The sequence below is a fragment of the Stenotrophomonas mori genome, assembly GCF_023556335.1.
Lineage (GTDB): Bacteria > Pseudomonadota > Gammaproteobacteria > Xanthomonadales > Xanthomonadaceae > Stenotrophomonas > Stenotrophomonas mori.
Genome location: NZ_JAIKTS010000003.1, coordinates 21,054 through 45,394, shown reverse-complemented (window position 1 = coordinate 45,394; position 24,341 = coordinate 21,054). Strand labels below are relative to the sequence as shown.

At 68.5% G+C, this 24,341-nt stretch carries 23 protein-coding genes and 1 riboswitch; of the genes, 8 read left to right on the top strand and 15 right to left on the bottom strand.

Annotated features, from left to right (window positions below; genetic code table 11):
• Positions 1 to 31: 31 nt before the first annotated feature.
• From K5L01_RS09740 to K5L01_RS09725, 4 genes are all read right to left on the bottom strand, one after another.
• A complete protein-coding gene (locus K5L01_RS09740) occupies positions 32 to 2,212 on the bottom strand; it encodes an AsmA family protein (protein ID WP_250064200.1) in 2,181 nt (726 codons plus the stop codon).
• A 78-nt stretch (positions 2,213 to 2,290) separates the two neighbouring features.
• Complete coding sequence (locus K5L01_RS09735; protein ID WP_250064199.1) at positions 2,291 to 2,572, bottom strand: GIY-YIG nuclease family protein; 282 nt, start codon at positions 2,570 to 2,572, stop codon at positions 2,291 to 2,293.
• Between the two features lie 3 nt (positions 2,573 to 2,575).
• A complete protein-coding gene (locus K5L01_RS09730; protein ID WP_250064198.1) occupies positions 2,576 to 3,019 on the bottom strand; it encodes a hypothetical protein in 444 nt (147 codons plus the stop codon).
• Between the two features lie 143 nt (positions 3,020 to 3,162).
• On the bottom strand, positions 3,163 to 4,236 hold the full coding sequence (locus K5L01_RS09725) for a 3-deoxy-7-phosphoheptulonate synthase (protein WP_250064197.1): 1,074 nt from the start codon (positions 4,234 to 4,236) through the stop codon (positions 3,163 to 3,165).
• Positions 4,237 to 4,811: 575 nt separating this feature from the next.
• Between K5L01_RS09725 and aceE the strand changes: the two genes are divergently transcribed.
• The 5 genes from aceE (at position 4,812) to K5L01_RS09700 (ending at position 10,605) form a co-directional block, all read left to right on the top strand.
• Positions 4,812 to 7,499 (top strand): pyruvate dehydrogenase (acetyl-transferring), homodimeric type, encoded by a 2,688-nt coding sequence (gene aceE, locus K5L01_RS09720; protein ID WP_250064196.1) that lies wholly within the window; start codon positions 4,812 to 4,814, stop codon positions 7,497 to 7,499.
• Positions 7,500 to 7,678: 179 nt separating this feature from the next.
• Positions 7,679 to 8,383 carry a hypothetical protein gene (locus tag K5L01_RS09715; protein WP_250064195.1) on the top strand — a complete coding sequence of 235 codons (705 nt, stop codon included), beginning with the start codon at positions 7,679 to 7,681 and terminating at the stop codon, positions 8,381 to 8,383.
• Between the two features lie 10 nt (positions 8,384 to 8,393).
• A complete protein-coding gene (locus K5L01_RS09710) occupies positions 8,394 to 9,500 on the top strand; it encodes an XRE family transcriptional regulator (protein ID WP_250064194.1) in 1,107 nt (368 codons plus the stop codon).
• 479 nt (positions 9,501 to 9,979) lie between these two features.
• Positions 9,980 to 10,252 (top strand): XAC0095 family protein, encoded by a 273-nt coding sequence (locus K5L01_RS09705; protein ID WP_250064193.1) that lies wholly within the window; start codon positions 9,980 to 9,982, stop codon positions 10,250 to 10,252.
• Entirely contained in the window at positions 10,249 to 10,605 is a 357-nt protein-coding gene (locus tag K5L01_RS09700; RefSeq protein WP_425603877.1) for a SymE family type I addiction module toxin, read from the top strand. Before K5L01_RS09705 ends, K5L01_RS09700 begins: the two co-directional genes overlap by 4 nt.
• 48 nt (positions 10,606 to 10,653) lie before the next feature.
• On the opposite strand, the gene K5L01_RS09695 is transcribed toward K5L01_RS09700, so the two are convergent.
• From K5L01_RS09695 to queD, 11 genes are all read right to left on the bottom strand, one after another.
• Entirely contained in the window at positions 10,654 to 11,565 is a 912-nt protein-coding gene (locus tag K5L01_RS09695; RefSeq protein ID WP_250064192.1) for an HNH endonuclease, read from the bottom strand.
• Between the two features lie 55 nt (positions 11,566 to 11,620).
• The gene (locus K5L01_RS09690) at positions 11,621 to 12,082 is read right to left on the bottom strand and encodes a hypothetical protein (protein WP_250064191.1); all 462 of its coding nucleotides are present in this window, start codon (positions 12,080 to 12,082) and stop codon (positions 11,621 to 11,623) included.
• Positions 12,083 to 12,142: 60 nt separating this feature from the next.
• The gene (locus K5L01_RS09685; RefSeq protein ID WP_250064190.1) at positions 12,143 to 12,874 is read right to left on the bottom strand and encodes a hypothetical protein; all 732 of its coding nucleotides are present in this window, start codon (positions 12,872 to 12,874) and stop codon (positions 12,143 to 12,145) included.
• Between the two features lie 297 nt (positions 12,875 to 13,171).
• The gene (gene pnuC / locus K5L01_RS09680; RefSeq protein WP_250064189.1) at positions 13,172 to 13,762 is read right to left on the bottom strand and encodes a nicotinamide riboside transporter PnuC; all 591 of its coding nucleotides are present in this window, start codon (positions 13,760 to 13,762) and stop codon (positions 13,172 to 13,174) included.
• On the bottom strand, positions 13,759 to 15,930 hold the full coding sequence (locus K5L01_RS09675; RefSeq protein ID WP_250064188.1) for a TonB-dependent siderophore receptor: 2,172 nt from the start codon (positions 15,928 to 15,930) through the stop codon (positions 13,759 to 13,761). Before K5L01_RS09675 ends, pnuC begins: the two co-directional genes overlap by 4 nt.
• A 70-nt stretch (positions 15,931 to 16,000) precedes the next feature.
• A riboswitch (TPP riboswitch) is annotated at positions 16,001 to 16,096 on the bottom strand.
• Positions 16,097 to 16,138: 42 nt separating this feature from the next.
• Entirely contained in the window at positions 16,139 to 17,281 is a 1,143-nt protein-coding gene (locus K5L01_RS09670) for a phosphotransferase enzyme family protein (protein ID WP_250064187.1), read from the bottom strand.
• 238 nt (positions 17,282 to 17,519) lie between these two features.
• Positions 17,520 to 18,671: a TonB-dependent receptor domain-containing protein gene (locus K5L01_RS09665; RefSeq protein ID WP_250064186.1), complete on the bottom strand. Its 1,152-nt coding sequence runs from the start codon at positions 18,669 to 18,671 to the stop codon at positions 17,520 to 17,522.
• A gap of 126 nt (positions 18,672 to 18,797) precedes the next feature.
• Positions 18,798 to 19,172 (bottom strand): TfoX/Sxy family protein, encoded by a 375-nt coding sequence (locus tag K5L01_RS09660; RefSeq protein WP_425603876.1) that lies wholly within the window; start codon positions 19,170 to 19,172, stop codon positions 18,798 to 18,800.
• Positions 19,169 to 19,651: a GAF domain-containing protein gene (locus tag K5L01_RS09655; RefSeq protein WP_250064185.1), complete on the bottom strand. Its 483-nt coding sequence runs from the start codon at positions 19,649 to 19,651 to the stop codon at positions 19,169 to 19,171. Before K5L01_RS09655 ends, K5L01_RS09660 begins: the two co-directional genes overlap by 4 nt.
• Positions 19,652 to 19,861: 210 nt before the next feature.
• The gene (locus tag K5L01_RS09650) at positions 19,862 to 20,230 is read right to left on the bottom strand and encodes a phasin family protein (protein WP_250064184.1); all 369 of its coding nucleotides are present in this window, start codon (positions 20,228 to 20,230) and stop codon (positions 19,862 to 19,864) included.
• Between the two features lie 84 nt (positions 20,231 to 20,314).
• The gene (gene queD, locus K5L01_RS09645; RefSeq protein ID WP_250064183.1) at positions 20,315 to 20,671 is read right to left on the bottom strand and encodes a 6-carboxytetrahydropterin synthase QueD; all 357 of its coding nucleotides are present in this window, start codon (positions 20,669 to 20,671) and stop codon (positions 20,315 to 20,317) included.
• A gap of 436 nt (positions 20,672 to 21,107) precedes the next feature.
• Between queD and K5L01_RS09640 the strand changes: the two genes are divergently transcribed.
• The 3 genes from K5L01_RS09640 to K5L01_RS09630 are packed head-to-tail and all read left to right on the top strand — an operon-like array spanning position 21,108 to position 24,275.
• Positions 21,108 to 21,899, top strand: coding sequence for a DUF4198 domain-containing protein (locus tag K5L01_RS09640; protein WP_250064182.1), 792 nt, complete (start codon positions 21,108 to 21,110; stop codon positions 21,897 to 21,899).
• Between the two features lie 26 nt (positions 21,900 to 21,925).
• Positions 21,926 to 22,786 carry an EF-hand domain-containing protein gene (locus K5L01_RS09635; RefSeq protein ID WP_250064181.1) on the top strand — a complete coding sequence of 287 codons (861 nt, stop codon included), beginning with the start codon at positions 21,926 to 21,928 and terminating at the stop codon, positions 22,784 to 22,786.
• Between the two features lie 16 nt (positions 22,787 to 22,802).
• Positions 22,803 to 24,275: a DUF2271 domain-containing protein gene (locus K5L01_RS09630; protein ID WP_250064180.1), complete on the top strand. Its 1,473-nt coding sequence runs from the start codon at positions 22,803 to 22,805 to the stop codon at positions 24,273 to 24,275.
• Positions 24,276 to 24,341: the final 66 nt, after the last annotated feature.

The following is a 24,341-nucleotide window of genomic DNA, read 5'->3' as shown; positions in this document are numbered from 1 at the left end:
CCATCCCCGCGCCATGCGCCGGGGGCCGATGCTAGGGCAGCAGCCGCGGCTGGCTGTCGTACCACTGGCGGGCACCCCGCAGGTGGTAGGTACGCTTGCCGTCGCGCAGCTCCACGCCGACGCCGAGCACGCCCCACTTCAGGTAGAGGTCGCCACGCTGGCGCGGACCTTCCAGCGCCAGCCGCGCGTCCACCGCGAAGCGCGCGTTCTCCGCATGCGCCCGGTCCAGAACCAGCCGCGTGTCCTTCCACAGCCAGGTCCCGCTCAGCCGCGCCTCGCCGGCATCGACGACCCGCGCCGTCCAGCGCGGCAGGTCGGTGCGGTCGGCGAACATCGCCAGCAGGAAGCCGACATCGCGCATCCACACCTGCAGGCTGCCGCTGGCCGAAGACGGCGTCTTCCACTCGGCGCGGCCGCGGTCGATGGCCAGCGTCGCCCACCAGCCGGAGTGCGTGGTGCCGCCGGGCTCGGTGAAGGCGACGTTGCGCACGCTGGCCCGGCTGTCGCCCAGCTCGAACTCGCCCTTGTGCAGGTTGCCGCGCCGCAGCCGTGCATCCACCGCCACGTCGCCGCGCAGCTGCATGCCCGACACCGCCAGGCGCACCTGCCGGCCTTCGACCCGCAGGGTCCCCTGGCCGACATCGCCATCGCCATCCAGCCGCAGGTCACCACTGAGCAGGCCATTGCCGCCGGCAAAGCGCAGCGTGTCGTTGGGCAGGTAGGGGTTGAACAGCGTCAGGTCGGGAATCCGCGCGCGTTCGAAGCGCAGCCGCGCCTGCATGCTCTCGGCCATCCGCTCCAGGCGTGCATCGGACACGGTCTCCAGCCGCAGCCGCTCGCCGCTGAAGTACGGCCGCTCCGGGGTGCGCGCCGGCGCCGCGCTGAAGGCGTCCATCACCACCTCCAGACGCGACTGCGGCTGGCCGGCGGCATCGTTGGCGATCACCGCGCGCGCGCGGCCCTTGCCGCTGAAGTGGTTGCCCAGCACGTCGGCGTGGGCCGCCACGTCGGTCACCTCCAGGCGACTGCCGTCGACCAGCCGGCCGTCCTCGAGGCGCAGGTCGGCATCGACCGTGCCACTGCCCTCCAGCCCCATCCAGTCGGCCTCGGCGAACAGCGCGACCACCGCGCCGATCGACGGCAGGTGGCCGTGCGCGCGCACCGCCCCGCTAGCCGCGACCAGCCGCGGGCGCCAGTCCGTCAGCGGCAGGGTGGTGCCGGGCAGGTCGAGATGGGCATCGAGCGAAGGATGGCGGCCATCCAGGTCCGGCAGGGTCGCGCGCAGCCGCAGGCCGTCGTCCACCGCCAGCTGCAGGTCCAGCTGGTTGGCGACGCGCCCGCCTCCGGCGTCCACGCTCAGCAGCGGCAGCCGCAGCTGCAGCCGGCCGTCGCGCGCCAGCGCCCCCTGCCGCAGCGCCAATGCCGCCTGCAGCCGGCCCTCGCCGGGCTGCACCGCGAATCCGTAGCGGCCCTCGGCATCCAGCGTGGACTGCAGGCCGACCGTGGTACCGCGCAGCTCCAGGGTCGCGTCGACCAAGTCGAGCTTGGCCAGGCCGGGGTGCTCGGTGCCGACATGCCGCGGCATCGCCGCGGTGGCCGACAGCGTGGTGCCGCGCAGCCAGGCCGTGTCGCCATGGCGTACCTGCAAGGCCTCGAACCACAGCGAGGACGGCCGCAGTTCCATCGGTCCGCCCCGCAGCTGCTTGACGAACCCGACCTCGGCCCGGCCCTCACCGGCGAGCTGCCAGCCGTCCAGGGTGGCCGCCCGCAGGCTGTCGGTGGCGATCCGCGGGAAATCAAGGATCCAGCCGCCCGGGCGCGGTGGAGGCGCGGGCCGCTCGTGCGGGGCGCGGCCGACACTGCCGGATACCCCGTCGGCCTCGACCCACGGCACCCGCAGCTCCCGCCGCAGCAGCGGCCACAGCGCGATGCGCCCGCGCACCGTCTCGGCCCGGGTCGACCACTGCACCCGCCGCACATGGCCGCCCATGCGCACCGCGTGCAGCGTCACCCGTCCGGGCCAATAGGTGCGGCCACCGCTCCAGTCCAGCGTGAACGCCTCCGGCTTGCGGTTGAGCAGGTCATGGCCGATACGGCTGTTGAGGAAAACGTTGCCCGCCAGCAGGTACAGCGCATAGCAGGCCACCAGCAGCAGCCCGGCCAGGCGCAGCGCGCGCCAGGGCAGGGCTCGACGGACAGGGGAGGCGTTCATGGCCGGCAGGATAAGGCACCGGCCGGACGTGGGCGGATCACGGACCCCTCACGCCGGTGCGGCGCCGTGGCCGCTGCTTCAGGGCGACGCGGCCCCGTCGTGCAGCAGCCAGGCCAGCTTGCGGGCCCGCGGCTGCTGCTTGATGCACCATTCGGCCCGCGACGCCGCCGCCCGGTCCGGATAGGCGCGGGCGCCGAGGACCCTCAGCGGCGGGCGCGCCCGCGTGTAGCGCGCGCCCTTTCCGGCCAGGTGCGCCCGGAAGCGGGCCTGCACATCGGTGCTGATGCCGGCGTAGTAGCTGCCGTCACTGCATTCGAGCAGGTACAGGAACCAGCCGCCCGCCGCCTCCGGCGTGGCCATGGGCTAGAGGCTGGCCGCGTCGGCGATCTTGCACAGGCCCTCGCCCACGGCCTTGTTCGAGGTCATCTGCCCGCCCTTGATGCTGAAACGCACCTCCACGCGGATGCCGCCGTCGTCCTGGCGACGCACGGTGGTGCGCAGCGGCACGCTGGTGCCACCGCGCACCGGGTTCTCGGCGGCGATGTAGCCGGTCTGCTCGTTCGGCGAGATCGAGAGCATCCCTTCGGCCTCGATCGCGGCCACGGTCTTGCGGAAGGCATCGGCATAGCTGACGCCCTCGTGCTCGGTCGACGCCAGGAACTGCTTGCCGGTGGTGAAGCCGCCACTCACCGACAGGTTCTGCAGGCAGCCGCTGCCCGAATCCACCACCGGCGTGCGGGCGGCCAGCGCCAGGGACGGCGCCAGCGTCGCGGCCAATGCCAACATCAGAATACGGGTCTGCGTCACGTACGGTTTCCTCTTGAATGGGTGCAGGGTCTGCCTGCCGGGCAAGCCATGGGCCCGCTGTGCAGCGGGCAGGCGGCGCCAGGCCGCCCGCCGCGTAAACTACTTGCAAGCGGGCACCGTGCGCCAGTGCACCCGCGCACGGATCAGGCCGCGGCCTCCAGCCGTGCACGACGGCGCGTCCGGACCGCCTCGGCCAGGCGCTCCAGCACCGCCACGGTGCTGTCCCAGTCGATGCAGCCGTCGGTGATGCTCTGCCCGTAGACCAGCGGCTGGCCCTCGACCAGGTCCTGGCGGCCGGCCACCAGATGGCTTTCGACCATCACCCCGACCACGCGCGCCTCGCCACCTTCCAGCTGGAGGGCGATGTCCTCGACCACCTTCGGCTGGTTTTCCGGCTTCTTGCTGCTGTTGGCGTGGCTGGCGTCGATCATCAGCCGGGGCGGCAGCTGCGACGTGCCCAGCACCTCGCTGGCCGCCTGCACGCTGGCCGCGTCGAAGTTGGGCGCCTTGCCGCCGCGCAGGATCACGTGGCAATCCGGATTGCCCTGGGTGGCGACGATGGCGGTGCCGCCCTCCTTGGTCACCGACAGGAAACGGTGCGGATGCGAGGCCGCGCCGACCGCATCGGCGGCGATCTTCACGTCGCCGGTGGTGCCGTTCTTGAAGCCCACCGGGCACGACAGCCCCGAGGCCAGCTCACGGTGCACCTGGCTCTCGGTGGTGCGTGCGCCGATCGCGCCCCAGGCCACCAGGTCGGCGATGTACTGCGGCGAGATCACGTCCAGGAACTCCACGCCCGCCGGCAGCCCCAGCTTGTTGATGTCGCGCAGCAGCCCGCGCGCCACCCGCAGCCCCTTGTTGATGTCGAAGCTGCCGTCCAGGTCCGGATCGTTGATCAGGCCCTTCCAGCCCACCGTGGTGCGCGGCTTCTCGAAGTACACCCGCATCACCAGCTCCAGCTCGCCGCCCAGCGCATCGCGCAGCGGGCGCAGGCGCTGGGCGTACTCCATCGCCGCCACCGGATCGTGGATCGAGCACGGCCCGACCACCACCGCCAGGCGGTCGTCCTCGCCCTGCAGGATGCGGTGCAGCGAGGCGCGCGCGTCGGCCACCGTCTGCGAGGCCTGATCGTCGCAGGGCAGCAGCGCGATCAGCTCGGCCGGCGGGGTCAGCGGCTCCAGCTTGCGGATGCGAAGGTCGTCGGTGTGGGGAGGCATTGCGGGATCTCCGGTTCAGGTCTTGAAGGGATTGCCCCCGGCAACGGCGGCATGAAAAAAGCCGCCAGGTGCGCTGGCGGCTTTTCGGGAATGCGTCTGAAGGGATTCTTCAGGGTGAGCGCAGTCCTTCCTCCGCCAGCGGCTTCGGAAAGTAGTACCAAAAGTAAAAACGGGCAGAGGCTGCGTTCATGGGCAGCATTGATAACACGGTTGTTTGTGCAATGCGACAGTTTCAGCCGCAACGGGGCCGCCGCGCGTCGGGCCGGGCCGGGCGGCGGCACCCGGTGCATCGTCCGCCCCACCCGGCGCACGGCGGCGGACCGGCCGGCCCGCGGACGGCACCGCGCCGGCGCGCCCGGACCCGCGGATGAAACAGAGCGTTGCTAGGGTCGCCGGCAGCCGTCCCGTCGGGCCAGCGCACGCCGGAAGTGGCCCGGTACCGGCAGGCGCCGGCCACCCGGCATGCTCCCGTACGCCTCCGTAGCGAGCTTCGCAGGCAGGCGGGTGCGCTACAATTTGCGGTTCAAAACATACGAAGCCAAGCGCGCGCGTGCGTGCCGTAACTGGGAGCGCCAATGAACTGGTTGAATGAAGTGCTGAACGACGATCCGAACCCCCTGGAGACCCAGGAGTGGATCGAATCGTTGAAGGCCGTTATCGATGTCGAGGGCCCCGAGCGCGCGCATCAGTTGCTGCAAGGCATGGTCGAGCTGACCCGTCGTTCGGGCGCGTTCCTGCCGTTTTCCCCCACCACCGAGTACATCAACACCATCGCCCCGCAGCTGGAGGCCAAGAGCCCCGGCAATGCCGACCTGGAATGGCGCATCCGCTCCATCATCCGCTGGAACGCGATGGCCACCGTGGTGCGCGCCAACCGCAAGCCGGGCGACCTGGGCGGGCACATCGCCTCCTTCGCCTCCGGCGCCACCCTGTATGACGTGGGCTTCAACCACTTCTGGCGCGCGCCCAGCGACAGCCACCCGGGCGACCTGCTGTTCATCCAGGGCCACAGCGCCCCGGGCATCTACGCCCGCGCCTTCCTGGAAGGCCGCATCAACGAACAGCAGCTGGACAAGTTCCGCATGGAAGTGGACGGCGGCGGCCTGTCCTCCTACCCGCACCCGTGGCTGATGCCGGACTTCTGGCAGACCCCGACCGTGTCGATGGGCCTGGGCCCGCTGGCGGCGATCTACCAGGCGCAGTTCATGAAGTACCTGGAAAACCGCGGCCTGATCGAGAAGAGCGACCGCAAGGTGTGGTGCTTCATCGGCGACGGCGAGAGCGACGAGCCGGAGACCCTGGGCGCCATCGCCCTGGCCGGCCGCGAGGGGCTGGACAACCTGATCTTCGTGGTCAACTGCAACCTGCAGCGCCTGGACGGGCCGGTACGCGGCAACGGCAAGATCATCCAGGAACTGGAAGGCGTGTTCCGCGGCGGCGGCTGGAACGTCATCAAGCTGCTGTGGGGCTCCTACTGGGATCCGCTCCTGGCCAAGGACACCAACGGCGTCCTCAAGAAGCTGATGATGGAAACCGTCGACGGCGAGTACCAGAACTGCAAGGCCTTCGGCGGCGCGTACACGCGCGAGCATTTCTTCGGCAAGTACCCGGAGACCGCCGCCATGGTGGCCAGCCTGTCCGACGACGACATCTGGCGCCTGAACCGCGGCGGCCACGACCCGCACAAGGTGTACGCCGCCTACCACCAGGCCGTGAACACCAAGGGCGTGCCGACCGTGATCCTGGCCAAGACGGTCAAGGGCTACGGCATGGGCAGCGCCGGCGAGTCGCTCAACCCGACCCACCAGACCAAGAAGCTGGACGACGACGCGGTGCGCCACTTCCGCGACCGCTTCAACATCCCGGTCACCGACGAACAACTCAAGGACGGCCAGGTGCCGTTCTACCACCCCGGCCCGGATTCGCCGGAAGTGCAGTACCTGCAGGAGCGCCGCAGCGCGCTTGGCGGCCACCTGCCGCAGCGCCGCCAGAAGGCCGACAAGTCCTTCAACGCGCCCAGACTGGAAACCTACGAGCGCCTGCTCAAGGATTCCGGCGAACGCAGCTACTCCACCACCATGGCCTTCGTGCAGACGCTGAACATCAGCCTGCGCGACAAGGAACTCGGCCCGCGCCTGGTGCCCATCGTCGCCGACGAAGCCCGCACCTTCGGCATGGAAGGCCTGTTCCGCCAGATCGGCATCTACGCCCCGTACGGCCAGAAGTACAAGCCGGTCGACGCCGACCAGCTCATGTACTACCGCGAAGACCAGAGCGGCCAGGTGCTGCAGCAGGGCATCAGCGAGCCGGGCGCCATCGCCTCGTGGATGGCCGCCGGCACCAGCTACTCGGTCAGCAACGTACCGATGCTGCCGTTCTACATCTACTACTCGATGTTCGGCTTCCAGCGCGTGGGCGACCTGGCCTGGCAGGCCGCGGACATGCGTACCCGCGGCTTCCTGCTCGGCGGCACCGCCGGCCGCACCACCCTCAACGGCGAAGGCCTGCAGCACGAGGACGGCTTCAGCCACATGGTGGCCGGCGGCATTCCGAATGTGCGCAGCTACGACCCGACCTTCGGCTACGAGGTCACCGTGATCCTCCAGCATGGCACCAAGGCCATGATGGAAGACCAGATCGACGAGTACTACTACATCACCCTGATGAACGAAAACTACACCCACCCGGCCATGCCGGACGGTGCAGCCGACGGCATCATCAAGGGCATGTACCTGCTCACCGATGCCGGCAAGCCCAAGAAGGGCGAGCTGCGCGTGCAACTGCTGGGCAGCGGCACCATCCTGCGCGAGGCCATTGCCGCGGCCGAACTGCTGGACAAGGACTTCGGCGTCACCGCCGACATCTGGTCCTGCCCCAGCTTCAACGAGCTGCGCCGCGACGGCTTCGACGCCGAACGCTGGAACCGCCTCCACCCGGAAGCCGACCAGCGCAAGCCCTACGTCACCCAGCTGCTGGAAGGCCGCCAGGGCCCGGCCATCGCCGCAACGGACTACGTCCGCGCCTACGCCGACCAGGTCCGCGCCTTCGTGCCGATGACCTACTCGGTACTGGGCACCGACGGCTTCGGCCGCTCCGACACCCGCGCCAACCTGCGCCGCTTCTTCGAGGTGGACCGCTACTACATCGCCCACGCCGCCATCGCGGCGCTGGCGAAGGACGGCAAGATGACCGCGAAGGACGTGGCCCGGGCGATCAAGCAGTACAACATTGATCCGGAGAAGGCGAATCCTGTTGGGGTTTGATAGATGGCAGCAAAAGGGGGCGATTCCGCCCCCTTTTGCTATCGGCGCCCATCGTTCATCGGCGCCCCGCGAAGAGTGGATGCCAGCACCATCTGCAGGCTTCGCGACGACAGCTTGATTTTCCGCTTTTCTTACCTCAGTATGAGGTCGTTCTTCCGGAAAATTGAAGGTATGCTGCCGTGCGTAAGTTTGAGCTATCGCCTCCTAGTTCCAGCAACCGCAATGCGAAGGTCGTCCTCACTGATCCCATGGAAGTTGAGGCGCGCCTTCATGAGCTGCATCCCGATTTAAAAGCCGCTCTTTTCCAAATTGTTGTTATTGGAGGGCTAAGTGCGCGTAATGACGTGACGCCCGCCTCAGCTCCGACCGCTGCGGGTGTGAAACAGTGGTTGGCCACGGTAGAGGAGCTCCGCACTTTGTTGGCTCAACTCCAATGGCGTATTCACGAAAATAAGAACTGTCCCTTTATTAGTTCGCCTGATAGGGCGGTGTCCATAGTAGTGATGACGGGCAACGCTGAGACCGGAATGGATGTTGATGAAGGGCCGGCAAATCAAGCTGAGAAAGGCGCGGTTGCTGAGGGGTATGTTCAAAAGAATTGGAGTCAATTAGAGCTTTTCAATCACGACGCTTTCAAGTTGGTAAAAGATAAGCAAAAAGAAACTCAGGTTTGGGTGTTGCTTTATCATTATGACCGAGTGCTGAAGCAAGTTCGATTTGAGCTTTCCTTGCCCACCGGGTTTAGTAATAAAAAGATCACTGATTGGGGGGAGCGTCTGGTCTTTGGCCCTATTCCGAATGATCCTGCTACGTTTGTGATTCGCAAAGACGAGCCAATCGAGCCGGCTACAGTAGATGTTGTGCCCAAAAAGGGCGCATTCTGAGTATGAGTTTATGTATGAGATTAATCCTAAGCAAATTGCATTTGCCAGGGTGCGGCGGCGTTTGACGAAGGCTCAGTTATCCAAGGAGGTTGGGGTAACTAGTCGTAGCTTGCAGAATTACGAATCCGGAGCTTCTACTCCAGATTTGGAAACCCTAGCTAAGATTGCTAGGGTTTTGAATTTCCCGGAGCAGTTTTTCTATATTGAAGAAAATATGCCTGAAGTCTCTGGGCATGCGGTAAGTTTTCGTAAGCTTTCCAAAATGACGGACGCAATGAAGGCTTGCGCATTTGCTGCGGGGGCTATTGCGTTCCAGGTCAATAGGTGGATTGAGGAAAGGTTTACTCTGCCTAGCTTGAATCTTCCGGATCTCAGTGATTTGGAGCCTGAGGAGGCTGCTGCTACATTGCGGCGCGTGTGGGGGCTTGGTAATGCGCCTATCCCGAATGTCATCCATTTGCTTGAGTCTAAAGGTATTCGTGTTTTCTCTCTTGCGGAGGAGACGAGGGATGTGGATGCGTTTTGTATATGGCATGAGGGAACGCCATTTGTTTTCTTGAACACTATGAAGTCTGCCGAGCGCAGTCGCTTCGATGCTGCGCACGAATTAGGGCATTTGGTGCGTGATGTATATACGATGCAGCATGGCGAGGGCCACGGCCCTGAAATGGAGCGGCAGGCGGATGCTTTTGCTTCTGCTTTTTTGATGCCAGCGAATAGCGTTATTGCCAATCAGCCGCCAGCGTACACCCTTAAGTATTTGATGCGGCTAAAGCACTATTGGGGAGTTTCCCTGGCGGCGGTTGCCTACAGATTTAGTTCGCTTGGCCTTATCAGTGAGTGGGGCTATCGTAATCTTTGTATAGAAATCGCAAAGAATGGGTATAGGACCAATGAGCCTGAACCCATGGAGCGAGAGAAGTCGCAGCTGCTCGATAAGGTCATGGAAAGTCTGCGTGAGTATGGTAAGGGGCGCAGGCAGATTGCAGAAGCTTTGAAGGTAAGCGTAGAGGAGATTGATGCACTTACTTTCAACTTGACTAAGCTTTCGGTTGTTTCGGGAAGGGCTTCTACTGGCGGAGTTCCTAAAGTTCGTCCAAAGTTACGTTTGGTATAGGATTGTATTTATTAGGCCTCAGTATTGAGTTGCGAATTAATGAGCCTCGGTGGAAGTGTACGTGCTGGACTTTTTGGTCGCTTTACTGATGCTATAAGTGCGGTGCACTGCATTGGGTCCTGAGGGTTTATTAGATTTTTCGCTCGTTTTACGGGGTCTCAGATTTTTCTTCTTTGGGGGTAGGGATTTCCTCCATTCGCCAGTTCGTATGCATCGCTATTGACTTTCTTGCAAGGAGTAGCAACCTCATTGGCCAAGGAGCGTCGAAACTCCTCACAGAGCGGTACCCACCTCCGACAAACCGGTGGGTTTTTTGTGCCTGATCTCGGGTGCAAGCCGACGCGATGCCTGCGTCGGGAGGGCGGCTAATACAACACCCTTCGGGGAAATACGCCCGCCGGCTCTGTGCGGTTTCGAACCTCCCGACATCCCGTCGCCTTCGGGCGACGGTACTTGGCGTATTCCAGGAGGGCGTTGCCATGTACACCCCACCCTCCCCGCCGGCCCCCGTGCCGGGCTACCTGTTGCCCGAGGGCGCGCACGCCCTGCTGCGTGAAGTGGGCGACGTCATGCAGCGGCTGGCCGCACTGGCGGCCACCGAGCAGGCCAACCACGATCTCACCACGCACCTGCTCTGCCAGCCCGGCGTGCCGGCGCAATGCCTACGCAGCCTGTCTACCCGCATCAACGTTGTCCTGCGCGAGTGCAGTTGCCTGGTCCAACCCGCGTGCGACGCGCAGGAGGACTCATGAGCCGTCGCCGCGCGTCCGGCGCATCAACCGGCGAGCAGTCAGTCTGTTACTCGTGGCCGGCAACCGCACAAGCGCTCCCCGACGCCTTGCCGCCCCTGCCACCACCGGACCTCCAACCCGATCCGCCACCCAACCGCCCCGGCAGCCTGAGCGCACCCCGTCGCCCACGCAGGCCACGCCAATGTACGGTCAGCTACACCCACTACGCCGGCGCCTACGACCACGGCGGTGACCAGGCCGTTCCGCAGCTGCGGCTCAGCGGTCTATGGCTGGAGCAGCCTGGCTTCGCGATCGGCACCAAGCTGCGGATCTCCGCGCAGGAGGGGCGCTTGGTGATTGAGTTACCGGCATGAGTGGAGGGAAAGTGGAGCGTGAGCCGTAGGCAGGTCGCGCTCCTGCTTTCAGGCTTTGAATCGTTCCCGACGGTGCCACTGGAGGTAGATAGGGTGCGGCCGCCAGGCTGGGTTGTCGGGAAGGAGGAGCGTCCTTTCGGGGCGGATCAGTTTGTCCAGCCCGTCGGGCACGCCGTGCGGCGAGAGCAGGATGTCGTAGTCATCTGAGAAACTCATCAGCCCACGATCAAACAGCCAGTGCGCCGTTCCCGTCAGCGCAATGCCGTTACGCACGGTATCTGGCCCGTCGTTCTCGACCGGACGGATATGAGCGGCCTCCACTTCGGGGCGGCCGCCGCCGTTGATCAGGCGCAGGCCGGTAACCGCACAGGTCTTGTCATAGGCGCTGCGCACGTGGCGCCTGAAGCGCGCATCGCGGAACTTCCGGTTGATGACGCATTGGACGATGGCGCGGGGCACGTACTCTGGCGGCGCTTCTTCCGCTAGGTCCACGTCGAACATCGGCTCGTCCGGTGTGGGGGCCTCCCACGGTTCCAACTCGGTCGCGAACCCAGCCTGCACGATGGCCGCAAACTCGTTGAGTGGCAGGTTGCGCACGGAGCGCCCGAAGGCTCCTTTGTTGGTACTGCCATCCTCCTTCTTGAGCATGGATTCGTAGTAATGCCCGTTCTCCTTAAATGGGACGGCACGGTCGAACTCCATGAACCCAGAGATGCGCGCGTAATAGTGGTCCGGAGAGTACGGATCCGCCTCAACGGCCGTGAGCCTGGCCATGGCGAAGTAGGCTTGGCGCCCTGTAGCGCTCTGCGGCCCTGTGGTTCGGCGGGGCTCGTAATAGAGGATGAAGTCGCCTATGGCGGCTTGCGCTTGCCTCAGATAGGTGGACGGGAAGTGATAGTGGTACTCGATTTGATCGTCGTAGGCAGAGCTTTCGGATGTGGTGAGTACCGCGTTGGTCATGCCTGCCTCCAATCATCTAGCCCATTCAGGGTAGCAGGCGGGCGAGGCGTCCTCATCAGTTGCAGCGGGCGCCATACGCAGGCCGGTTTCCGCTGGCGACGGCGTCGGCTTCGCTGGCATAGCGGCCTTGCTTGGTGGCGCCGTAGTAGCGTGTGCCGGGGCAGTGATAGACGTGCGAGCCGGTGTTGATCCAGACGCGCGTGGCGGCTGCTGGCGCAGCGGTCCTGGCCGGCGGCGTCAGCTGTTGAATGACTTGTTGGCGTCCGGCAGCGGCCTCGCCGGGGGAGCAGCTGCGGCCATAAGCGGCGCGATACCCATGCTGCGCGGCTTCGCGTTCTGACATGAAGCGGCCGCGCTTGGTGGCGCCGTAGTACTGCCCGCCCGGGCAGTGGTAGACACCCGTACCGGTGTTCACCCATACGTCGGCGGCGGCCGCCGGCAGTGCCCAGGCCAGCAGGAGTAGCAGGGCCAGCAATGGAGCAAGCCATGTTGCGAGGCGCTTCGTGGTGTCGGGCATGTCCTTGCCTGCTATCGCGGAAGGGGCAGCTCTACTGCGGTGATTGGAGCGCGTCTGCGACTACTCGCCATCCTGTGTATTGGCTTCGGCCAAGAGCAACTCGTAGGCCTGCACCCGGACGCGGAGGTTGATCAGGTGCCACGAGAGCGCGTAGGCAAGGAAGATTGCGAACGCGAGGAGGCCCTGTACCAAGGTGATATTGGCGAACGTGTTCCAGTTGCCCCAGCGCCAGTCCTTGAACTGCAGGTACAGCGCCACGAGCAGGGGCAGTACCCCTAGCCGTTCCATTCCGCCCGTGAACAAGCCCAGGCGCTCATGCATCGTGGTGCGCCGGTCGCGTATGTAGCGCAGGCGCCGGCGACGCTGTTCCAGCGGAAAGGCGCGCACCTGCTGGACCAGTTGCTGGTACTGCGTATATCCCTCCTCGATCTCCCGCGCGTGTTCGCGGCGAGCCCCTCGGAACTGGCGCCACTCCCGACGTATCTGCAGGCACATGGAGGTGCCAAGGCCCAGGATTTCTACGGCAAGGCCCGACAGGGTGACGATAGCCCCGGCCTTCCCCGATAGAACACTGCCCAGCAACATGCCCAACCCGGCACCGGCAATGCCGACGATCAGCGACCAGCGCTCCCAGGGACCGGCCCGGGTGCCGCCTGTTCGTGCCAGGTAGTCGTCCAACGCGGCGTTGAGCGCGGGGAAGCTGAGTTCCTGGAGCGGTGTGCCTGCAGCGGCGGCCGGTACGGCGTCCACTGCAGGCGCTTGGCCTGATGTCGGCACGGGAACGGTATCCATACGATTCCTGGGGTATGAACGTCGGCGACACCATGCATGATTGCCCCGGCGGGGTCGAGGTCCACGTGCACCGCGCCGCGTCGAAGCGTGGCGCCGTGGCCGCCAAGGCAGGATCCGGCCGACGGTGCCGCGGGGCGCGGTACCGCAAGCGCACGGGGGCGACACTCCCTGCAGTCATCCCGCCCGGGTGGGACGGGGATCTCCAGCGGCGTGTCCCGCAGCGACCGGCGTGGACGCCCGGGCGCTTGCCGGCGGCTGTCGACGACGCCCCGCCAAGCAACCGGGCAGGGCGCCCCGTCAGGGATGCGCGGCTTCCCGCTGCCGGTCCACGCGCCCTGCCCGGCTCCAGGCCCGCAATCCCATGGCCGCCAGCGCCACGAACACCAGGTACAGCGCCGCGGTGGCGTGCAGCGATTTCACCGCGTACATGCCGACGTAGACCACGTCCACGCCGATCCACAGCCACCAGGTGGCGGCATGGCGGCGCGCCTGCCACCACTGCGCCACCAGGCTGAGGGCGGCGAGCTGGGCGTCCAGCCAGGGCAGTGCGGCGTCGGTCCAGGCATGCATGGCCGCCCCCAGGGCGACGCCGGCCGCGATGCCCAACGCCAGGTCGCGGGCGCCGCGGCGCATGGGCAGGTGGGCGATGACGACGCGGCCGTCGTGCCGGGCCTGGCGCCGCCAGGTGGACCAGCCGTACACCAGGAACGCGGCGAAGGCGCCCTGCAGCAGGGTGTCCGAGTACAGTCGGGCCTGGAAGAACACCAAGGCATACAGGCCCACGGAGACCAGGCCGACCGGCCAGGCCAGCATCCGCCGCTGCGCCATCAGCCAGACGCCCAAGGCGCTGGCGATGACCGCCGCTGCTTCCAGGGTCGCCAGGGTCATAGCGCGAGGGTGACCGTCAGCCGCGCCTGACGCGGCGCGCCGGGGAACAGGTAGTAGTCGCCCGAACTGCTGCCGGTGTCACGCCAGTAGAAGCGGTTGAACAGGTTCTCCACCGACAGGTTCCAGTCCAGCGCGCGGCCCTGCAGGTCGTGCCGGAAACGCAGGCCGGCGTCCACCACGCTGTAACCCGGCGCACGCACGCGGCCGTCGGCGGTGGCGACGTTGGAGGAGGCGTAGCGCCAGCCGCCGGTGAGGCCCAGCCCGGCGACGGACGGCAACGCGTAGTCGGCATGCACGCTGGCGCGGGTGGTCGGCACGTTGATCAGCGGGTGGCCTTCATAGGCCGGGGTACCGGTACCGCGGGCGCGTGCCTGCAGGACGCTGGCGCTGGCGGTGAGCTGCAGGTGCGCGCCCACGCGTCCCTGCGCGCCCAGCTCCAGGCCGGTGTGGACCTGCCGGCCCTGCTGCACGAAGGTGTAGCCGTAGTCGCTGTCGTCCGGTCGCGCGTACTGGAACGGGCGACTGATGCGGAACAGCGCCGCGCTCAGCGACAGGCCCGGGGTCGGGGCGTACTTGGCGCCGACCTCGACCTGCCGCGACAGCACCGACGGCAGCGTGGTGCCGTCGTTGGCGGTCCAGAACGGCGCTTCCTGCCCCAGGGTGATCCCGCGCACATGGCTGGCGTAGAGGTTGAGGGTGTCGTTGGCGCTCCAGATCACCGCGGTCTGCGGCAGGAACCGCGAGACCCGGCTCTCGCGCTCCAGGACTCCGCGCTTGTTGCGGGCGCGTTCGTCCAGGCGCACGAAGCGCCCACCGGCCAGCCATTGCCAGCGCTCGCCGAGGTCCATGCGGTCGAGCACGAACAGCGCCTTCTGGCGGCTGTCCAGGCGCCGCACCGACGGGCCGGGCTGCAGCGGCGAGGGCTGGAACTGCGGCACCTCGCGGTCATGGATGTTGGCGGTGCCGACGTACTCGTTGACGTTGCGGCGCTTGTCCACGGTGCGGTGGAAATAGTCCGCGCCCAGCGTGAGCTGGTGCGCCACCGCGCCGGTGGCGACGTGGCCGCGCAGCTCGGCGCGCAGCTGCTGGTTGCGGCGGGTGTCGTCCGGGCTGCGGTAGTCGTAGATGTCGTACTCGCCATCGGGCGCGAAGTAGTTGCCGGGCACGCCGCCGTCGGCGCAGCCGGCCGCGTAGTAGCAGCCATAGGCGAAGGCGACGTTGTCGTCGATCACCGAGCGGCTGTGGCTGGCCGACACGCGCGACTGCCACACCGGGCTGAAGTCGTAGGTATGCAGGGCGGTGATGTGGCGGCTGTCGATGCCCACCGGCTTCTGCCAGTGCTGGTAGCCGAGCATCTGCCGGCGGTGCACGCCGCGCGGCAGCGCGCGGGCGCCCAGCAGCTGGTAGCCGGAGACCGAGCGCTGCGCGCTGGTCTGGTAGCTGGCGTCGACCTCGAGCCTGCCGCGTTCGCCGAGCAGCCAGTCGCTGGCCAGTGCGTAGAAGTTCCGGCGCCCATCGGCATGGTCGATGTACGCGGCGCTGTCGTCCCAGGCCGCATTGAAGCGCAGGCCGATGCGCGGGGTCAGCCAGTGGCCCACGTCGACGGCGGCGTAGCGCGACCCTTCCGCATCGGTGCCCAGGGTCACGGTGCGCACCTCGGCCGGGCGCTTGCCGACGTAGTTGACGACACCGCCGGGGGCGATGACGCCGGCGGCCAGGCCGGCTTCGCCCTTGAGGATCTCCACCTGCTGCACGTTCTCCAGCGCCAGGCGCTGCTCGCCGGCGACACTCAGGCCGTTGAAGCGGTAGCCGGTGGCGGTGTCCAGCGCGAAGCCGCGGATGGCGATGTTCTGGTAGTAGCCCACCGGCGCGTAGCTGTCGCCCAGCGCGGCATCGTTGCGTACCAGCTCGGACAGGGTGCGCACGACCCGGCGGTCGAGCAGCTCGCGCTCCAGCACGCTGACCGAGGCCGGGGTGTCCTTCCAGCCCCCGCTGCCGAAGCTGCTGGATGCCGTGTCCCGGGCATCGGCCTGTCTGGCCTGGACCCGCACCGCGGCCAGCTCGGTGGCGGTGCGCTCGGAGGCGTCGTCGGCAAGGGGGCTGGCCTGCAGCGGCAGCGCCGCGCCCAGGGCGGCAGTCAACAGCGGGATTCGGTAGCAGCGGTTCATTCGGTTCGTCATCGGCCGGTGGGGGAGACGAAGCGAAGGCGCGCACGCGCGACCGGCCACGAAGGCGGTGTGCCTGCTGCTCAAAGCTCCCTACGCCGGTGCAAACCGGATCAGGTTCCAAGGGACTCTCTCAGCCTGGTCGTTCCAGGCACCCCCGCTTCAGGCGCGTATTTGACCACAAATGGTACGGATTGGCCCGTACGCGCGTTCAGGCCGCGCGGCGCAGGGCCTCGAGCAGTGCCTGTCCGGGGCCGCCGCGGAACCAGCGCGCATGGCCGCGCAGGAAGACGTGGTAGGCGATGTCGGCATTGGCGGTGGAGCCGGTGATGCCCTGGAAGTACTCCACCTCGGACAGGGCGAAGTCCAGGTGCACCACCGGCAGCAGGTCGGCCAACAGCCGTAGGCGCTCGGCGGACAGCGGCAGCACCTGCCGGTAACCCTCGACCAGCGCCAGCGCGGTGGCGGCATGCACCGCCTGTGCGCCGCGCTCCAGCGCCAGCCAGGCCACCGCGTTGCGCTCGATGGCGGTGGCCAGGTCGAACAGTGCGCTGGTGGGCGAGGCCAGGCCGAAATCGAAGACCGTGGCCACCCGCGGCTCCCCGCCCTGGCGGCGCCAGAGCAGGTTGGAGGCATGCCAGTCGTTGTGCGTCCACAGCCGCGGCTCGGCCTGCAGACGTTCGGCCAGGGCCGCGCCGGCATGCCAGGGCAGCACGTCGTGGCGCAGCTGGGCGCGCCACGGGTGCCGCGCCAGGTAGTCGGCCAGGCCCGGACGCCCCGGCAGCTCCTGTTCGAGCCGTGCCAGCGGGTCGGCCGCGCGGAGCAGGTCGTCGCGCGCCACCAGCAGGTGGGTATCGCGCTGGGGCGCGGCATAGCCGGCCGAGGCCCGGTGCAGGGTGGCCAGCATGCGGCCGGCGGCGCGGGCCTGCTCCAGGTCGGTCAACGGCGTCCACGAATGCGCGTCCCGGTACAGGTCCAGGCCGTCGCCGGGCGCATGCAGCTCGTAGCAGTTCGACCCCTGTGCCACCGCGCTGCGTCCGTGCCGGTCGTGCAGGACCCGCACCACCGGCACGCCGGCCGCGGCCAGGTGGGCGATGAAGCGGTGCTCCTCGCCCAGGGTCGCCGGCGTGCGCACACTGCACGCATGGCGCTTGACGAACACGCGCCCGGCCGCGCTTTCCACCAGGGCCGCGGCCGACAGCGGGCGCGGGCTGTGCCACAGCGTGCGCACCCGGCCCTGCAGCTGCGGGTAGTGCTGCTGCAGCCAGGCAAGCTCGGCGGCGTCGATCGGCGGCCAATCGGCGGCGACCTCGTCGTTGCCGAGGCCCTGGACGCGGTGGTCGGTGGAGGTCATGGAAGCGCGCCGCGCACGCGGCGGATTGGCTGCGGGGAGCGGCCACCATACGGCCGGCAGCGGCACTTGGCGACCGCGACCGCCGGGGCCATCGCCGTCGCGGCGCATACGGACGCAGGACAGGAAAACGCTCCTGCCCTGCGGGCACCCGCCGTGGGCGGGACGGCTTCAGTCCTGCGAACGGTAGCGCAGCGTCAGCTGGTACTCGCGGCCGGGCTGGCTGAACCAGGACACGGTTTCATACCTGCGGTCGAACACGTTGGCGGCCCGTGCCTGCAGGCTCCAGGCGGTACTCCACGCGCAGGTCGACGGTGCCGTAGCCGGCCAGGCGCACGCTGTTGGCGGCGTTGTCGAAACGCTGGCCGCTGCCGGCGGCGGTGAGCCCCACCCGCAGCGGACCGAAGCCGCGGTCGATGTCTAGGCGCCCATTGATGCGCGCGCGGCGCGCCAGCCAGTTGTCGTAGCTGGCGGTACCGCGGGTGCGGTCGCGCGGATCGGTGACGCTGGCCTGGGCGTTGATGTCGAAGCCGACCAGTGCCAGGAAGCCGGTCAGCTCGGCGCCGCGGATGCGCCCCCTGGCGGTGTTGTACGGGGTGAAGGTGCTGTCCAGCGCGATCAGCTGGTCGACCCGGGTTTCATAGGCGTTGAAGATCCAGTTCCACCCCTGGCGATATTGGGCGATGCCCAGGTTCACGCTCTTGGATTTCTCCGGGTCCAGCTCGGGATTGCTGGACCACGGGAAATACAGGTCGTTGAAGGTCGGCGCCTTGAAGCCGGTGCCGGCGCTGGCGGTCAGCCGCAGGCCGCTGCCGAGGGCGACGCCATAGCCGAGGCTGCCGGTGGTGTGGTTGCCGAACTGCTCGTTGTCGTCGTTGCGCACGCTGGCCTGCAGCGCATGGGCGCCGAAGCGGCCCTGGTATTCCACGAACACGCCGGTGTTGTCGCGGTGGTCCACCGCGTAGGACTCGATGCTGGTGACCGTATCCTTCTGCCAGTCGACGCCGGCGCTGAGCCGCTGGCCAGCGGCGAACATGAGGTCGCCCTGCACGCTGGCGGTATCGCGGCGGGTGTCGAAGGTGCCGACGTGGCTGCGGGCGCCGTTGTCGGCGAAGTAGGTGTCGGAACGGTCGTTGCTGCGGCCCGCCTGCAGCGCCAGGCGGACGGCCTCGCCGGGTGTCCACAGCAGGCGGCCGCCGAACACCTGCTGGCGGTTGTCGGCCTCGTTGCCGCCGAAGATGTTGCCGTCGTACTGGGTGCGGCTGGCGGCATCGAGCACGTGGCCTTCCAGGCTCAGGGCCTCGGCGAGCGCATAGCCGCCGCGCACGTTGAGCGAAGTGTTGCGGTAGCCGTCGCGGTCCGGCTCTTCCACGTAGCAGCCCTGGAACAGCACCGACGATCCATTGCAGGCATTGATGCCGTCGGTCTTCTGCCAGGCGCCCTGCGCCGAGATCCAGCCGCGCTCGCCACGGTTGCTGAAACCGGCGCTGGCCTGCCGCAGGGTGTGGCTGCCGGCGGCTCAGTCGTCGCCGAACCCGCTTGCGTCCGGATCGGCCGCCTGCTCGGATGCCCCCGCCCCGGCGCCCATGTAGGTCTCGCGGACCGGCCCGGCCTCCTGACCGGCGCGCGGCGCCGCCAGGCTGCTGGCGGCGCGTTCGTACTCGGCGACCAGTTGCTGCCGGCGCGCTTCGGGCACCTCCTGCCAATGGCAGCCGGTCAGCGCGCCTTCCAGCGAATAGAGCAGGTTGAGGCTGGGCTTGAAGCCGGCCCGGCGCACCTTCACGAACGCGCCCACGGCCCCGACCGCCGCCAGGTCCTCGCCACTGCGCAGCCCTACCTGTCGCAGCCACGCGGCACTCTTGGGGCCGATGTTGCGCAGCTTCGCGGCGCTCATGCCAGGGCCTCCACGAAGGCCTGCGCGAGGGCTTCGATGCCGGCCTGGTCGTCGTCGTCGAAGCGGCCGGGAACCGGGCTGTCCAGGTCGAGCACGCCGATCAGCGCCCCGGCATGCCGCAGCGGCACCACCAGTTCCGAGCGCGATGCGGCATCGCAGGCGATGTGCCCCGGGAAGGCCTGCACGTCGTCCACCCGTTGGGTCTGGCCCGTGCGGGCCGCGGCGCCGCAGACGCCTGCGTGCAGTGGAATGCGCACGCAGGCCGGCAGCCCCTGGAAGGGGCCGACCACCAGCTCGGTGCCATCGAAGAAATAGAAACCCGCCCAATTGAGCTGCGGTACGGCGTGGTAGACCAGCGCCGAAAGGTTGGCCGCGTTGGCGATGCGGTCGCGTTCGCCGTGGAGCAGGCTGCGGGCCTGGGCCAGCAGTTGGGCGTACTGTTCCGGCTTGCTGCCGGTGAGTGCGGTAGAACTGAACATTCCCAGAGTCTACCCCCAAGCCCGGCGGCGATTCCTGTCCACGGCCGGCCGCCGGCAGCCCGGGCAGGCCGCCCGCCACTGCCGCGACGGTACCTCGCACCGGTCGCCGCCGGCGGGCTGCGCGCATAAAAAGACCCGGCAACGGAGAGACTGTTGCCGGGTCCGGACAGGGCGCGGGGGAGGGGATCCGCGCACTGCTTGAAACGCAGGTCAGCGGCGCTTGCCACCCGGCCGCGGCGTGGCGTCGTCCTGCAGCGGCTGCCGCGCCAGCTCGCCCAGCGCCTGGCCGGTCTTCATTCCGAGGTCGATGATCTCCTGGCCGGCGCTGGCCAGCCGGTGCAGGTTTTCCTGCGCCACCTGCAGCCCCTTGGGCAGCAGCGACGGCAGGTCCTGCGGCGGTTCGGGCCGGGCCAGTTCGCCCAGGAAGCCGACGGTGGCGGTGGCATTGCGCTCGAAGGTGCGCAACTGCACGCCGACGGCGCTTTCGGCATTCTCCAGCGCCAACCGGTTGGCCCGGTTGGCCAGCGCGGTGAACTGCCGGGTGTAGTCGCTGAACGCAGTATCGAACCTGGCTGGCATGGCATCGCCCCGTCTGTTGTTGCGATGCAGCATAGCCCGGATCGGCGGGCGGCGGAAGCCCGCGGGCAGCGCCCGATGCGCGGCTCAGTCGCCGCTGTAGCGGCAGCCGGACGTGCAGGTCTCATGCACGGTGATGGCGCTCAGCAGCGGCAGTGCGGGCTTGAGCCGCTCCCAGATCCACATCGCCAGACGCTCGCTGGTGGGGTTCTCCAGCCCCGGGATGTCGTTCAGGTAGTGGTGGTCCAGCTGCTCGTACAGCGGCTGGAACGCTACCTTGATGTCGCCGAAGTCCATCACCCAGCCGGACGCCGGACCGGGCTCGCCACGCACCTCCAGGCGCACGCGGAACGAGTGGCCATGCAGGCGCGAGCATTTGTGGCCGGGGGGAACGTTCGGCAGCCGGTGGGCCGCCTCCAGGGTGAAGTCCTTGAAGATATCCATGCCGCGATTGTAGTGGCCGGACGCTCCTGCGCCGCGCGCGGCGGCCGCACCACCGGCCGGTCCCTGGCCACCGCTGCTGCCGGCACGGCAGGACCGCGCCCCGGTGGATGATCCGGGGGCGCCGTGGACCGGAACGCTGCACCGGCGATGCCGGCGCCGGCCGCGGCGTCGTCCGGGGCCGAGCTGCGCACGCCGGCCGTCATCGCCCGGCATCTCTTGCCGGCCGCATGCCCCCGTCTCCCAAGGACCGAGCCATGGCGTGGCCATGGGTCCCCCGATGCCCGGCCATCGCCGCGCACCACCGGTGTCCCCTCCGGCTCCTGCGGCATCACTCCACGGCGCCGACTTGCGAGATTCATTCCTATTTGCAAATGATTCTCAATAAAATAGAATAGTGAAGCCGGGGTGAAATCGCCCTGTTCATCGGAACCCGTTCATGAAACTCCACCGCACCGCGCTGCTCCTGGCGGCCATCGCCCTGCCCGCCGCCGCGCATACTCCCTTCCTCGCCCCCACCCACTTCGATGCGCGCGAAGGCGCCACGGTCAGCCTGGATGCGGCTTTCGCCGAGGCCTTCTTCGTCCCCGAGGTGGTGTTCGACAACAGCGACTTCGTGGTGACCGACCCGGCCGGCGTCACCCGCGCGGCGGAGACGGTGCAGCGCCTGCGCACCCGCGCCGTCGTGGAACACCGCCTGGATGCGGGCAAGGGCACCTACCGCTTCAGCACCGGCGCGCGGCTCGGCGCGCTGTTCCGCACCTGGGAACAGGGCGGCAAGCGCGAAAGCACCCGCGACCCGGCGGTCAAGATCCCCGCCGGCGCCAAGGTGATCTCCGACTTCCAGTCGCTGACCCTGGCCGAAACCTACATCACCGCCGGTGCGCCCGACCGTGCCGCGCTCGCAGCGCGGGGCAAGGGCCTGGAATTCGTCGCGCTCACCCATCCCAGCGACCTGTACGTGGGCGAGCACTTCGACTTCGTGGTGCAGTACGACGGCGCGCCGCTGCCACGGCAGAAGGTCGAAGTGACCGAGGCGGTGTGGACCTCCGACCGGACCGCGGAAGTGACCACCCTGGAGAGCGACGCCGAGGGCCGGATACGGCTGCCGCTCGCGCGCGCCGGCACCTTCCTCGCCCTGGCCCGCCACCGCAGCCCGGCCCCCGCCGGCGCACCGGTGCCCGAATACAGCAACAGCTACACCCTCACCTTCCACGTGCTGACGCCGTGAGGCACGGCCTTTTCCTGGAGACCCCCATGCGCAAGTTCCTTCCCCTGGCCCCGCTGCTGTTGGCGGTGCCGTTCGCCTCCCCTGCCCAGACGCAGCGCCCGCCCGCGACCGACGTCGCGCCGACCGTGGCCGCCTTCCTGGAGCAGTTCGACGCCACCGGCAGCGGCAGCGTCAGCTGGGAGCAGTTCGTGGCCTTCCGCCAGCAGCGCTACGCGCAGACCGACGAAAATGGCGATGGCGTGGTCGACGAGGACGAGTACGTCAACGAATACCTGGGGCGCCTGGATGCGCGCCTGGAGAAGGCCCGCGCCGGCCACGTCGCACAGACCCGCACCCGCTTCGACGCGCTCGACGCGGACAAGGACGGCCGCCTGACCCGCGCCGAGTTCGATGCCGTCGGCGAACGGACCTGGAGCGGCTACCAGAAGCTGCTGGCCCAAGGACCGGCCGAACGCACCCGGCCGGTCCGCAGCAGCGACCCGCTGCGCATGCCGACCTCGCACAGCCTGGCCGGCATGCTGGAGATCTACGACCGCAACGGCGACGGTCGCGTCGACCGCGCCGAGTTCGACCAGGTGCGCGCGACGATGTTCGCCGATGCCGACCGTGGCGGTGACGGCCAGGTGCGGTTCGAGGACTACCTGGGCGAGTTCGAGGACCGCCTGGACCGCCGCGCCGCCCAGGTGCGCGACGCCGCCGCGCAGCAGGCACGGGTGCGCTTCAAGGCCTTGGATGCCGACAAGGACGGGCGCATGACCTTCGCCGAGTACCAGGTCTCCGGCAAGCGCCTGTTCGACCGCGCCGACAGCAACGGCGACGGCGTGGTCGACGCACGCGATCCCGAGCCGGCCCCGGCCGCCACCGGGCACGGCAGCGCCACGCCCTGACCGGTACGGAACCCCCATGTCCGCCTCCTTCCGCTGGCTCCTGGCCGGTGCCCTGGCCCTGGCCTGCGCGCCCGCGCAGGCCGATCCGCCATTGCGGCACTACACGCACGAGCAGGTGCTGGGCACCTCGCTGCGGATGAGCGTGGCCGGCGCCTCGCCGGCCACGGCCGACGCCGCGCATGCCGCGGCGCTGGCCGAGATCGCCCGGCTGGACGCGGTTTTCAGCACCTGGCGCGAGGACAGCGAGCTGGCGCGCCTGAACCACGCCACCGCACCGGTCACGCCCTCGCCCGAGCTGCGCCGGCTGCTGCAGTTGTGCGAACACTGGCGCACCGCCAGCGACGAGGCCTTCAGCTGCCGCCTCGGCGGACCATTGCAGGCCTGGCGCGACGCCGCGGCCAGCGCCACCCTGCCCGACCGCGTGCAACTGCGCCAGCAGGCACGGGCCCTGGCACGATTGGAGCCGGACCTCACCGCCGCCACCGTCGCGCCCCTGCCCGGCCTGCACTGGCAGGCCGATGGCGTGGCCAAGGGCCACATCCTCGACCTGGCGTTGCAGCAGGCCCGCCAGGCCGCGCCGGACGCGCTCGGCATCGCCCTGGACATCGGTGGCGATGCCCTCTACTGGGGTGTTCCCGCCCGCGGCGGACATTGGCGGGTCGGGGTCGCCGACCCGCTGGCGCCCGCCGACAACGCGGCCCCGCGCGCGACCCTGCAACTGGCCTCGCAGGCGGTGGCCTCCAGCGGCCACCGCAGCCGCGGCTTCAAGGTCGGCCGGCGGCACTTCAGCCATCTGCTGGATCCGCTGCAGGGCTGGCCGATGGCCTACCCGCCCTCGGCCACGGTGGTGGCGCCCGACGCCGCCAGCGCCGATGCCCTGGCCACCGCACTGAGCGTGATGCCGATCCGCGACGGCCTGGCCTGGGTGGAACAGCAGCCGGGCGTGGAAGCGCTGATCGTCAGCGACCGGGGCGTCAGTTTCGCCAGCAGCGGCTGGCACCGGCTGCTGGCGGCCGAGCCCGGAGCCCCGCAGCCAGCCGCGTGGACGCGGCCGGTGGTCATCGAGTACGAGATCCCGGTCCAGGACAGCGCGCGCTACCGTGCGCCCTACCTCGCACTGTGGATCGCACGGCCGGACGGCAGCCCGGTGCGGCAGCTGCTGGTACTGGGCGACCGCTCCCGCTATCTGCAGGAACTGCCGCAATGGTGGCGCCTGTACGGACGCGACGACGATGCCGCCGTGCACGGCATTGCCCGCCCCACCCGGCTGCCCGGGCACTACACGGTGGCCTGGGACGGCCGCGACGACCAGGGACGGCCGTGCCCGCCCGGCGACTACCTGATCGAAGTGGAGGCCGCGCGCGAACACGGCGGCCGCCAACGCCTGAGCCTGGCGCTGCCCGCGCCGCAGGGCCAGGTCCGCCACCCGCCGCGCCGCGGCGACGAAATCGGCGCCGTGCACGCCCATCCCGGCAACGACGCCCGCTAGCGTCGGGCGCCTCCCGCAAACGCCACCCCAGCACCGCGCCGGCCCCGTCCGGACCCCGCAGCCAGG